This window comes from Scandinavium sp. M-37 (assembly GCF_043558715.1).
GTDB classification, from domain to species: domain Bacteria; phylum Pseudomonadota; class Gammaproteobacteria; order Enterobacterales; family Enterobacteriaceae; genus Scandinavium; species Scandinavium vulneris_A.
In genome coordinates this window covers 1-12,851 of the sequence record NZ_JBIGIN010000033.1, presented here as the reverse complement: position 1 = coordinate 12,851, position 12,851 = coordinate 1, and the positions used below count along the sequence as shown (strand labels likewise).

Here is a 12,851-nt window from a genome sequence, read left to right as displayed (position 1 = left end):
TTACAGCGGTTCAGTCTGTGCTTCAACCACCGCCAGCGCGACCATATTCACGATTCGACGCACCGAGGCAATCGGGGTCAGAATATGCACCGGTTTCGCCACGCCCATCAGCACCGGCCCGACGGTCACCCCTTCTGAACTCGACACCCGCAGCAGGTTATAGCTGATTCGCGCGGCTTCCATATTTGGCATCACCAGAATATTCGCCGCCCCTTTCAGCGGGCTGTCCGGCATACGTTCGTGACGAATGCTTTCCACCAGCGCGGCATCGCCGTGCATCTCTCCGTCAATCATCAGCTCCGGATCGCGCTCGCGCACCAAATCGAGCGTGTTACGCATTTTGGTCGCGGCCGCACAGTTAGACGAACCAAAGTTAGAGTGCGACAACAGCGCCACACGCGGCTCAATCCCGAAGCGACGCACGGTTTCTGCCGCCATCAGCGTAATCTCCGCTAACTGCTCCGGGGTCGGATCGTCGTTAACGTAGGTATCCGCGATAAAGGTGTTGCCGCTCGGCAGCAGCAGCGCGTTCATCGCCCCCGCCGTATGCACGCCGTCGCGGTAGCCAAACAGCTGCTGAATGACGTTGAAATGCTCGTGATAATCACCAATCGTGCCGCAAATCAGCGCATCCGCTTCACCACGCTGAACCATGATCGCGCCGATCACCGTAGTGTTGCTGATCACATGCCGCTGCGCCTGTTCCTGGGTTATCCCCCGGCGCTTCATGATGTTGTAGTACTCCATCCAGTACTCTTTAAAGCGCGGATCGGATTCGTTATTCACGATGTCGAAATCGACGCCCGGCTTCATCTGTAGCCCCAGTTTTTGCAGGCGCATTTCGATGACATTCGGACGACCAATCAGGATAGGTTTGGCAAGGCCAAGAGTGATCAGCTCCTGGGTGGCATGCAGGACGCGGGTGTCTTCGCCTTCCGCCAGCACCACGCGCTTCGGCTCTTTGCGCGCCTGAGAGAAAATCGGTTTCATGAACAGGTTGGTTTTGTAGACGAACTCGCTCAGCTTCTCTTCGTACGCCGCAAAATCGGCAATCGGACGCGTCGCCACGCCGGAATCCATCGCCGCTTTGGCCACCGCCGGGGCGATTTTAACAATCAGACGCGGGTCAAACGGTTTCGGAATGATGTACTCCGGGCCGAAGCTCAGGTCCTGATCGCCATAGGCCGAGGCCACCACTTCGCTCTGCTCCGCGTGCGCCAGTTCTGCGATGGCATGAACCGCCGCCAGTTTCATCTCTTCGTTGATCGCGGTCGCACCTACGTCCAGCGCCCCACGGAAGATGAACGGGAAGCACAGCACGTTGTTGACCTGGTTCGGGTAGTCGGAACGTCCGGTGCAAATTATCGCGTCAGGACGCACTTCTTTCGCCAGCGGCGGCAGAATTTCCGGCTCCGGATTGGCCAGGGCGAGGATCATTGGCGCGCGCGCCATTTTCTTGACCATCTCCTGGGTGAGCACTTTCGGGCCTGAACAGCCGAGGAAGATGTCGGCCCCTTCAATCACGTCATCCAGGGTGCGTTTGCCGTCATCGACCACCGCGTAGGCGGCTTTGGTTTCCGCCATGTTCGGCTCGCGGTCTTTGTAGATAACGCCTTTGGAGTCGCAGACCACGATGTTGTGCTTCTGCATCCCGAGCACCACCAGCAGGTTCATACAGGCAATCGCTGCGGCACCCGCGCCGGAAACCACCATCCGCACATCAGACAGGTTTTTCTCAACCACGCGCAGGCCGTTGAGAATGGCTGCGGTGCTGATGATCGCCGTGCCGTGCTGATCGTCGTGGAACACCGGGATTTTCATGCGCTCGCGCAGCTTCTGCTCGATGTAGAAGCACTCCGGTGCTTTGATATCTTCCAGGTTGATGCCGCCGAACGTCGGCTCCAGGGCCGCTACCACATCAATCAGCTTATCCGGATCGAGTTCGTCAATTTCGATATCGAACACGTCAATCCCGGCAAATTTTTTGAACAGTACCCCTTTGCCTTCCATGACCGGTTTCCCGGCCAGCGCGCCGATATTGCCCAGCCCCAGCACCGCGGTGCCGTTCGACACCACCGCCACCAGATTGCCACGGGCGGTATATTTGAAGGCCGCCAGCGGATCTTTTTCGATTTCGAGGCACGGGGCAGCAACGCCCGGCGAATAGGCCAGCGCCAAGTCACGCTGCGTCGCCAGCGGTTTGGTCGGAGAGACCTGAATTTTCCCCGGCGTTGGGAATTCATGGAAATCGAGGGCGCTTTGTTTCAACTGGTCATCCATTCTATGTTCCTTTTACGTCACGTCAGAAAAGTGTTCCCGGTGTTAACTCCTGAGTATCGCCGTTCGCGGCTGCGTAAACTTTGAAGGCCGCCATACTCTCGTCATGAAAACGCGCTTTTGTTATTAATTTTTAACACTCCTGTTAAGGGGTGTCGTAAACCAAGGCGTACCCGTCTGCTATGCTTTTTAGTTATGCATGACGTAATAAGGAGTCTCTTTTCATGAACCAGCTAGACGGAATCAAGAAGTTCACCACCGTGGTCGCCGACAGCGGCGATATCGAATCCATTCGCCACTATCAACCGGAAGATGCCACCACCAACCCTTCGCTGTTGCTGAAGGCCGCCGGCCTTGAGCATTATGGCCACCTGCTCGACGACGCGGTGGCGTATGCCAAAAAACAGGGTAGCAGCCGCGAGCAGCAGGTCAGTGATGCCTGCGACAAACTGGCGGTCAGCTTCGGTGCGGAAATTCTGAAAAGCATCCCCGGCCGTGTGTCCACCGAAGTGGATGCCCGCCTGTCGTTCAACCAGGAAAAAAGCATAGCCAAAGCGCGCCATCTGGTTGAGCTGTATGCCGATCAGGGCATCGACAAATCGCGGATCCTTATCAAACTCGCCTCAACCTGGGAAGGCATTCGCGCTGCCGAAGTGCTGGAAAAAGAAGGTATTCACTGCAACCTGACGCTGCTGTTCTCCTTCGCCCAGGCCCGCGCCTGCGCCGAAGCGGGCGTGTTCCTGATCTCCCCGTTCGTCGGGCGTATTTACGACTGGTATCAGCAGCGGGAACCGATGGACCCGTACGTGGTGGAAGAAGATCCAGGCGTGAAATCGGTGCGCAATATTTATGATTACTTCAAACAGCACCGCTATGAAACCATCGTGATGGGCGCGAGCTTCCGCCGCACCGAACAAATTCTGGCCCTGGCGGGCTGTGACCGTTTGACCATCGCCCCGGCGCTGCTCAAAGAGCTGCAAGAGAAAGAAGAGCTGGTCGAACGCAAGCTTATCCCGACCGCCCAGTACTTCAATCGTCCTACCCCGCTGACCGAAGCTGAATTCCGCTGGGAGCATAATCAGGATCCCATGGCGGTCGATAAGCTGGCGGAAGGTATCCGCCTGTTCGCCGTCGACCAGCGCAAACTGGAAGACCTGCTTGCCGCCAAACTGTAACTTTTGCCACGGAGGAATTTTATGTCCCGTAGAGAGCTAGCCAACGCGATTCGCGCCCTGAGTATGGACGCCGTGCAGAAAGCCAATTCCGGCCATCCCGGTGCGCCGATGGGGATGGCAGACATTGCCGAAGTGCTGTGGAATGATTTCCTCAAGCACAACCCGACCGATCCCCACTGGTACGATCGTGACCGCTTTATTCTCTCCAACGGTCACGCCTCGATGCTGCTGTACAGCCTGCTGCATCTGACCGGCTACGATCTGCCCATGGAAGAGCTGAAAAACTTCCGTCAGCTGCATTCCAAAACCCCAGGGCACCCGGAAATCGGCTATACCCCCGGGATTGAAACCACCACCGGGCCGCTCGGTCAGGGGCTGGCGAATGCGGTGGGTCTGGCGATTGCTGAACGCACGCTGGCGGCGCAGTTTAACCAACCGGACCATGAGATTGTCGATCACTACACCTACGTTTTCATGGGCGACGGTTGCCTGATGGAAGGCATTTCGCACGAAGTCTGCTCGCTGGCGGGCACGCTGGGGCTGGGCAAACTGATTGGCTTCTATGACAGTAACGGCATCTCGATTGACGGTGAAACCGAGGGCTGGTTCACCGATGACACCGCCAAACGCTTCGAAGCCTATCACTGGCACGTGGTGCATGACGTCGACGGGCATGACCCGGAGGCGGTGAAAAAGGCGATTATTGAAGCGCAAAGCGTGACGGACAAGCCGTCGCTGATTATCTGCCGGACGGTGATTGGCTTCGGTTCGCCGAATAAAGCCGGGAAAGAGGAATCACACGGCGCGGCGCTGGGTGAAGAAGAAGTCGCCCTGGCGCGGAAACAGCTCGGCTGGAAGTACCCGCCGTTTGAGATCCCGAAAGAGATTTACACCGGCTGGGACGCCCATCAGAAAGGGGAAAAAGCCCAACAAAGCTGGAATGAGAAACTCGCCGCCTATAAAAAAGCACATCCGGAGCTGGCCGCTGAATTCCTGCGACGGATGAGCGGTGAACTGCCGGAAAGCTGGCAAAAAACCACGGTGGATTACATCCAGAAACTGCAGTCGGAACCGGCAAAAATCGCCAGTCGCAAAGCCTCACAAAATACGCTCAACGCCTATGGGCCAATCCTGCCCGAACTGCTGGGCGGTTCTGCCGATCTCGCCCCGAGTAACCTGACTATCTGGAAAGAGTCGGTCTCGCTGAAAGACTCTCTCGCCGGGAACTACATTCACTACGGGGTGCGTGAATTCGGGATGACCGCCATCGCCAACGGCATCGCCCATCACGGCGGTTTTGTGCCCTATACCGCCACCTTCCTGATGTTCGTCGAGTACGCCCGCAACGCGGCACGTATGGCGGCGCTGATGAAGGCCCGGCAAATCATGGTCTACACCCACGACTCCATCGGGCTGGGTGAAGATGGGCCGACGCACCAGGCGGTGGAACAGCTTGCCAGCCTGCGTCTGACGCCGAATTTCAGCACCTGGCGACCGTGCGATCAGGTTGAAACTGCGGTGGCGTGGAAAGCGGCCGTCGAACGTCATACCGGGCCAACCGCATTGATCCTCTCCCGCCAGAATCTGGCCCAAATGGAACGTACCCCAGACCAGGTGAAGGCCATCGCGCGTGGGGGCTACATCCTGAAGGACGCGGGCGGCAAGCCGGATATCATTCTGATTGCGACGGGGTCGGAAGTGGAGATAACCGTGCTGGCGGCGGAAAAACTGCGCGCCGACGGACACAGCGTGCGGGTGGTCTCCCTCCCGTCGACCGATGCATTTGACGCCCAGGATGAAGCGTATCGGGAATCGGTGCTGCCGTCTGACGTCTCTGCCCGCGTGGCGGTCGAAGCCGGCATTGCCGACTACTGGTACAAATACGTCGGCCTGAAAGGCGCGATTGTCGGCATGACCACCTTCGGCGAATCGGCCCCAGCCGACAAGCTGTTCCCGTTCTTCGGGTTTACGGTGGAGAATATTGTCGAGAAAGCGAAGAAAGTGCTAGGCCGGAAATAATATCATCTTGTTATCCAGAGAGTGGGCCAGGCATCTGGCCCCTGCCAGTTATCGCAGGTCGGTTGACCGGCATAACGCACCAGGCGGAAGCGCTGGCCATCATAACGCCAGCGCGTTTGCACCCCGCAGTCGCCCTGACCACGGCCTTTATCCAGCGTGGCTAACTCTCGCGTTTTTTCATCAAAGGTCAGATTAACCAATTCTATTTCGCGTTCATCGCTGTCCGCTGGCTGGAACGGCAGCCGAAGCCGCACGGCCTGCGCGACAAACGGTTTCTGTCGGGTGACCAGCCAGGCGCGATAGATGGTGTTGTACGCGCCCGACTCACAGCTTTGCATCAACAGCGCTTTATCATCGGTCAGCGGTGTGACCCACACTTCACGACGCAGTGGGTCGAGCGAACACTGACTGTTGTTCATGCGCATCGTGCCGTAATCAAGCAATGCGTTAAACTCTTCGCGGCTGAACGGCGTCGGGGTCGGATTCACCTTCACCACCGTTTTCAGCGCCGGGGCGGGCGGCACGCTCAGCGGCGGATCGTCGCCTTTGCCAATCCACGCGGTTTCACTGCCGACACGCTTTTGCCTGTCATCCACAAACAGCAGCGCCGCTTTGAGGCCCTGCAATGAGATGTTTTGCGTGCCCCGCACCAGGGTCAGCGCCTGCGCATCCTGAATGTGTTCGAGAAAAGCGTTGATAGTGGCGCTGTCAGTGCTGCTGAGATGCCATGGCGTTATCTGCCAGTGTTCACCCGGCAGCTTTAACGGCGCACCGTCGAGCAGCAAACGCGGCGCTATCGGCGCGATTTTGGGCAGCACGTTTTCCGGGCCGCCCAGTTCGATTCGTAAGGTGGAATCATTGTGTGCGCCCGCGCTGCGGGTGAGGGTCATCACCAGGCCATGATGTAGGCCGACGTTACGCGCGGTGCAGAAATTCTGATTGTTACAGGTGACCTGCCAGTCGCTGAATTCCTGTTGCACAGGCGCAGCCCACGTCAGCGTCGACGGTAACCCGACCAGCAGCAAAAGGAAAAAGAGACGGTGATACACGAGATGACCCCAGAACAGAAAGACGCTTAAAACTGCGCGTATCCTCGCCTGGCGGCCACCTCTTACTCAATCGGATTAGTCCATTAAACCGCTGGTATGCAAATATTGCAGCAGGATGACCGCTTTACCGTCGCGGATCTCACCGCGTTTGACCATCGCCAGCGCCTGCTCGAACGGCATCTCCAGCACCTCGATATCTTCATCTTCGACGCCGCCACCCGCCGTGGCGCGCAGACTTTCGTGGTATTCAGCGACAAAAAAATGCACCAGTTCGGTCACGCCACCTGGAGACATATACAGCTCGAAGACTTTGCGCACCTGGTCAACCCGATAACCGGTTTCCTCCACCGCTTCTTTGCGAATGCACGCTTCCGGCTCATCGTCATCGAGCAGCCCGGCGCAGGTTTCAATCAGCCTGCCGTCCGCATTGCCGTTAACCCAGGTCGCCACGCGGAACTGGCGCACCAGCACCACGGTTTTCTTCTGTGGGTTATACAGCAGGATGGTCGCCCCGTTACCACGATCGTAAACTTCACGCTTGTGGCGAATGACTTCCCCATCCTTGCGCGTCAAATCGTAGGTGATGTTGCGCAGGACGAAGTAATTTTCCGACAGGATTTTGTCTTTGATAATTTCGATATTGAATGACATTACGGCTCCACAGCGTCAGAATTTGCGTCTCAGTCTACTCGTCGTGGCAACGTTTGTCGTTACGCTGGTTTCAATTTGAAGCAGGAAGGGTTTGTGTATATTTATGCTTAAAAGCAGCACCATAATTTACACTATCTCCTTATTTTCTCCACGTTTCGCCCAGGCCTTGCCGCTACAGTATTCAACGCCTGTCATAACAAAAAAATACGCGTAATGAGGTCCCGATTCCAATGGCGAATTTCTTTATCGATCGCCCCATTTTTGCCTGGGTGCTGGCTATCCTGTTGTGTCTGACGGGGACGCTGGCCATTTTGTCTTTACCCGTTGAGCAATATCCCGATCTCGCACCGCCTAACGTGCGCATCACCGCCAATTATCCCGGTGCTTCCGCGCAGACCCTTGAAAATACGGTCACCCAGGTCATTGAGCAGAACATGACCGGGCTCGATAACATGATGTACATGTCGTCCCAGAGCAGCTCTGCCGGCCAGGCGACGATCACCATTACCTTTGCCGCGGGCACCGATCCGAACGAAGCGATGCAGCAGGTGCAAAACCAGCTGCAGTCGGCGTTGAAAAAACTGCCGCAGGCCGTGCAGGACCAGGGCGTCACGGTGCGTAAAACCGGGGATACCAATATTCTGACCATTGCCTTCGTCTCAACGGATGGCAGCATGGATAAGCAGGATATCGCCGACTACGTGGCCAGTAACGTGCAGGAACCGCTGAGCCGCGTGAACGGCGTGGGTAACATCAGCGCCTACGGTTCACAGTATTCGATGCGCATCTGGCTCGATCCGGCGAAGCTCAATAGCTACCAGATGACCACCCAGGACGTCACCAACGCGGTCAGCTCGCAGAACGCCCAGGTGGCGGTCGGTCAGTTGGGCGGTACACCGTCGGTCAACAAACAGGCGCTGAACGCCACGGTCAACGCCCAGTCGCTGCTGCAAACCCCGCAGCAGTTCCGCGATATCACCCTGCGGGTGAATAAAGACGGTTCAATGGTCACCCTGGGCGATGTCGCCACGGTGGAACTTGGTGCGGAAAACTACGATTACCTGAGCCGCTATAACCGTAAACCGGCCTCCGGCTTAGGGGTCCAGCTCGCCTCCGGTGCCAACGAAATGCAGACCGCTGAAGCGACGCTGGCCCGACTCGATGAACTCTCGCAGTACTTCCCCCACGGGCTCGAATACAAGATTGCCTACGAGACCACCTCGTTTGTTAAAGCCTCGATTCACGACGTGGTGAAAACGCTGCTGGAAGCGATCGCCCTGGTGTTCCTGGTGATGTATCTGTTCCTGCAAAACTTCCGCGCCACGCTTATTCCGACCATCGCCGTGCCGGTGGTATTAATGGGCACCTTCACCATTTTGTACGCGTTCGGTTATTCGATAAACACCCTGACGATGTTCGCGATGGTGCTGGCTATCGGCCTGCTGGTGGATGACGCCATCGTCGTGGTGGAAAACGTTGAGCGCATCATGACCACCGAAGGGCTTTCGCCCCGAGAAGCGACGCGCAAATCGATGGGACAAATTCAGGGCGCACTGGTCGGCATCGCGATGGTGCTATCGGCGGTCTTTATTCCGATGGCCTTCTTCGGCGGCACCACCGGGGCGATTTATCGTCAGTTCTCGGTAACGATTGTCTCGGCAATGGTACTGTCGGTGTTGGTGGCGATGATCCTGACCCCTGCCCTGTGCGCCACCATGCTCAAGCCGCTGCATAAGGGCGAACAGCACGGCCAGAAGGGCTTCTTCGGCTGGTTCAACCGGATGTTCGACAAAAGCGCTCAACGCTATGAAACGCGGGTCGGTAAAATCCTGCATCGCAGCCTGCGCTGGATCCTGATTTACGCCCTGCTGCTCGGCGGGATGGTGTTCCTGTTCCTCAAACTGCCGACCTCCTTCCTGCCACAGGAAGACCGCGGCATGTTCCTGACCTCCATCCAGCTGCCAAGCGGTGCCACCCAGCAACAGACGCTGAAAGTAGTGGAAAAGGTCGAAGACTACTTCTTTAAAAATGAGCAGGCTAACGTCGCATCGATATTTGCCACTATCGGCTCCGGCCCCGGCGGTAACGGCCAGAACGTAGCGCGGATGTTTATCCGCCTGAAAGACTGGGACGATCGCGATACCAAAACCGGCACCTCGTTTGCGATTATCGAACGCGCCACCAAAGCGTTTAATGACATTAAAGAAGCCCGCGTATTTGCCAACAGCCCAGCGGCGATCAGCGGCCTGGGTAGCTCGGCGGGGTTCGATATGGAGCTGCAGGATCACGCCGGACTGGGGCATGACGCCCTGATGGCGGCACGCGACAAACTGCTGGATCTTGCTAACGATAATCCGCAACTGACCCGCGTCCGCCATAACGGCCTCGATGACAGCCCGCAGCTGCAAATCGATATCGACCAGCGCAAGGCGCAGGCGCTCGGGGTGTCGATTGACGATATCAATGACACCATGCAAACCGCCTGGGGCTCGGATTACGTGAACGACTTTATGGACCGGGGCCGTACCAAGAAAGTGTACGTCCAGTCCGCCGCGCCGTATCGCATGTTGCCGGATGACATTAACTATTGGTATGTGCGTAACAGCGACGGTGGGATGGTGCCCTTCTCGGCCTTCGCCACCTCGCGCTGGGAAACCGGCTCCCCGCGTCTGGAGCGCTACAACGGCTATTCCGCCCTGGAAATTGTCGGAGAAGCCGCCCCGGGGGTGAGTACCGGCACCGCGATGCAAATCATGGAAAACCTGGTCACCCAGTTGCCGACCGGTTTTGGTCTGGAATGGACGGCGATGTCGTATCAGGAACGTCTCTCGGGAGCGCAGGCCCCGGCCCTGTATGCAATTTCGCTGCTGGTGGTGTTCCTGTGTCTGGCGGCGCTGTATGAGAGCTGGTCAGTACCGTTCTCGGTGATGCTGGTGGTGCCGCTTGGGGTTATCGGCGCGCTGTTCGCCACCTGGATGCGCGGGCTCGAAAATGACGTTTACTTCCAGGTGGGGCTGCTGACGGTTATCGGCCTCGCGGCGAAGAACGCCATTCTGATCGTCGAGTTTGCCAACGAGATGAATGAGAAAGGCCGTGATTTGCTGGAGGCCACGCTGTATGCCTGTCGCCAGCGTCTGCGTCCGATTCTGATGACCTCGCTGGCGTTTATCTTCGGCGTGCTGCCGATGGCCACCAGCACCGGCGCAGGCTCTGGCAGCCAGCACGCGGTCGGGACTGGCGTGATCGGCGGGATGATTTCCGCCACCGTTCTGGCTATCTTCTTCGTGCCGCTGTTCTTCGTATTAGTGCGCCGTCGCTTCCCGCTGAAAGAGAAGCCGCAATAAGCTGAACAATGAAAAGCAAAAGGCGACCTGAAGTCGCCTTTTATTATTGCTGCGGTGTTGCACAAATGTGTTTAAACAGTACGCGCATTACCCACAAAAAGATTATTTACGAAGCATATCTTCGATAAAATCTTTCCAGTTACCCAGTTCACGTTCGATCATAACAGCCTCTCTTATTATTGTGGGTAGTGTACGAAAACCGCCCGGAATTGTGAAGATGACGCAACGTAATACTGTGAGAAGTGTCACCAGACACCGTACCACGGGGTTTACAGTCACTATGGCCGATAGCCATAACTTTAATGTGATTTACTGCAATATTTTGAAACATCCATGCTTTCGCATGAATTCACATGGTTATGCGTTTTAACTGAAATTCCAGGCACTTTACGTGGGTTGATATTTTGCTGGCGGATAAGTAGGGTCAGGGGCATATTTCGCGTATGATTTCGGGCTTATTAAAATAGATGAGCGATTCACCTGCGACAGCGCATAAGGATTCATCATGATTACGATGTATGGCATTAAAAACTGCGACACCATTAAGAAGGCCCGCCGCTGGCTGGAAGACCATCAGCTGGACTACCGCTTCCACGATTACCGGGTAGACGGCCTTGACCGTGCATTACTCGACACGTTTATCGCTGAACTGGGCTGGGAAGCGCTGCTGAATACGCGCGGCACGACCTGGCGCAAACTGGATGAATCACTGCGGGCCAGCATCACTAACGCCGATGCCGCCGCCGCGCTGATGCTCGAAATGCCGGCAATCATCAAACGCCCATTGCTCTACGCGCCCGGTCAGCCTATGCTGCTGGGTTTTAGCGATTCCAGTTACCAGACGTTTAACGAGGTGTAGTGTATGTCATGCCCGGTCATTGAGCTGGCTCAGCAGCTTATTCGCCGCCCTTCTCTTAGCCCCGATGATGCGGGTTGCCAGGCGCTGATGATTGAGCGCCTGCGTGCGATTGGTTTTACCGTTGAAGCAATGGACTTCGGCGATACTCAGAACTTCTGGGCCTGGCGCGGCAAAGGGGAAACCCTCGCGTTTGCAGGCCATACCGACGTGGTGCCAGCAGGCGATGCCGACCGCTGGATTAATCCCCCGTTTGAACCGACCATCCGCGACGGGATGCTGTTCGGTCGCGGCGCGGCGGACATGAAAGGCTCACTGGCGGCAATGGTCGTCGCAGCTGAGCGCTTCGTTGCTCAGCATCCTCACCATAAAGGCCGTCTGGCGTTTTTAATTACCTCCGATGAAGAAGCCAGCGCCACACACGGCACCGTCAAAGTAGTCGAAGCGCTGATGGCCCGCCACGAACGTCTCGATTACTGCCTGGTCGGCGAACCGTCCAGCACCGAAGTGGTCGGCGACGTGGTTAAAAATGGCCGTCGCGGCTCGATGACCTGCAACCTGACCATTCATGGCGTGCAGGGCCACGTGGCGTATCCGCACCTGGCGGATAACCCGGTTCACCGCGCGGCACCAATGCTCAACGAGCTGGTACAGATCGAGTGGGATCAGGGCAACGAATTCTTCCCGCAGACCAGCATGCAAATTGCCAATATCAAGGCTGGCACCGGCAGCAACAACGTCATCCCGGGCGATCTGTTCGTGCAGTTCAACTTCCGTTTCAGCACCGAACTGACCGACGAGATGATCAAACAGAAGGTCGTGGCGCTGCTGGAGAAACATCAGCTGCGCTACAGCGTAGAGTGGTGGGTGTCAGGCCAACCGTTCCTTACCGGACGCGGCAAGCTGGTCGATGCGGTAGTGAACGCCATTGAGCACTATAATGAAATTAAACCGCAGCTGCTGACCACGGGTGGCACCTCCGACGGGCGCTTTATCGCACAGATGGGCGCCCAGGTGGTGGAGCTGGGTCCGGTGAATGCCACTATTCATAAAATCAATGAATGTGTTAACGCCGCCGACCTGCAGCTTCTGGCCCGGATGTATCAGCGGATCATGGAACAACTGGTCGCGTAAGCGGCATCACTCGAAGAGGTATCAGGCATGGACTGGCTGGCTAAATATTGGTGGATCCTGGTGCTGGTGTTTTTGTTGGGCGTTATCCTAAACGTCATCAAAGATCTCAAGCGCGTTGACCATAAAAAGTTTCTGGCAAACAAGCCGGACCTTCCCCCGCATCGTGATTTCAACGATAAATGGGATGACGACGACGAGTGGCCGAAGAAGAAGCCTTAAGCAAAACATGAAAAGCGCCCGATGGGCGCTTTTTTATGGTTCATCGCGGTTAAGCGTGAATCAATAGAAAACGGCGGTAAAAGTGGTTAGTTTTGTATTCGCCAAAACACTAACCAGCCACTCAACC

The 12,851-nt window shown here is 56.7% G+C and carries 10 protein-coding genes; 6 read left to right on the top strand and 4 right to left on the bottom strand.

Annotated elements, in window-relative coordinates; all coding sequences use genetic code 11:
* On the bottom strand, window positions 1-2,280 hold the full coding sequence (gene maeB, locus ACG0Z5_RS19300; RefSeq protein WP_394450291.1) for an NADP-dependent oxaloacetate-decarboxylating malate dehydrogenase: 2,280 nt from the start codon (window positions 2,278-2,280) through the stop codon (window positions 1-3).
* A 221-nt stretch (window positions 2,281-2,501) separates the two neighbouring features.
* On the opposite strand from maeB, the gene tal reads away from it, so the two are divergent.
* The gene (gene tal, locus ACG0Z5_RS19295; RefSeq protein ID WP_394450289.1) at window positions 2,502-3,452 is read left to right on the top strand and encodes a transaldolase; all 951 of its coding nucleotides are present in this window, start codon (window positions 2,502-2,504) and stop codon (window positions 3,450-3,452) included.
* A 21-nt stretch (window positions 3,453-3,473) separates the two neighbouring features.
* Window positions 3,474-5,471, top strand: a complete 1,998-nt coding sequence (gene tkt / locus ACG0Z5_RS19290) for a transketolase (protein ID WP_394450287.1) — start codon at window positions 3,474-3,476, stop codon at window positions 5,469-5,471.
* Window positions 5,472-5,473: 2 nt separating this feature from the next.
* On the opposite strand, the gene ACG0Z5_RS19285 is transcribed toward tkt, so the two are convergent.
* Entirely contained in the window at window positions 5,474-6,520 is a 1,047-nt protein-coding gene (locus ACG0Z5_RS19285) for a DUF1176 domain-containing protein (protein ID WP_394450285.1), read from the bottom strand.
* 75 nt (window positions 6,521-6,595) lie between these two features.
* A complete protein-coding gene (gene nudK / locus ACG0Z5_RS19280) occupies window positions 6,596-7,171 on the bottom strand; it encodes a GDP-mannose pyrophosphatase NudK (protein ID WP_319628053.1) in 576 nt (191 codons plus the stop codon).
* 230 nt (window positions 7,172-7,401) lie between these two features.
* Between nudK and acrD the strand changes: the two genes are divergently transcribed.
* Entirely contained in the window at window positions 7,402-10,515 is a 3,114-nt protein-coding gene (acrD, locus tag ACG0Z5_RS19275) for a multidrug efflux RND transporter permease AcrD (RefSeq protein WP_394450284.1), read from the top strand.
* A gap of 102 nt (window positions 10,516-10,617) precedes the next feature.
* Here the strand turns inward: acrD and ypfM are convergent, their stop codons facing one another.
* Complete coding sequence (gene ypfM / locus ACG0Z5_RS19270) at window positions 10,618-10,677, bottom strand: protein YpfM (protein WP_100780840.1); 60 nt, start codon at window positions 10,675-10,677, stop codon at window positions 10,618-10,620.
* 343 nt (window positions 10,678-11,020) lie between these two features.
* Between ypfM and ACG0Z5_RS19265 the strand changes: the two genes are divergently transcribed.
* From ACG0Z5_RS19265 to ACG0Z5_RS19255, 3 genes are read left to right on the top strand one after another with little or no spacing between them, the layout of a single operon-like run.
* Window positions 11,021-11,374, top strand: coding sequence for an ArsC family reductase (locus ACG0Z5_RS19265; protein ID WP_394450282.1), 354 nt, complete (start codon window positions 11,021-11,023; stop codon window positions 11,372-11,374).
* A gap of 3 nt (window positions 11,375-11,377) precedes the next feature.
* Window positions 11,378-12,505, top strand: a complete 1,128-nt coding sequence (gene dapE, locus ACG0Z5_RS19260) for a succinyl-diaminopimelate desuccinylase (protein ID WP_319628050.1) — start codon at window positions 11,378-11,380, stop codon at window positions 12,503-12,505.
* Between the two features lie 27 nt (window positions 12,506-12,532).
* Window positions 12,533-12,724, top strand: coding sequence for a YpfN family protein (locus ACG0Z5_RS19255; protein WP_319628049.1), 192 nt, complete (start codon window positions 12,533-12,535; stop codon window positions 12,722-12,724).
* The last annotated feature ends 127 nt before the right edge of the window (window positions 12,725-12,851 follow it).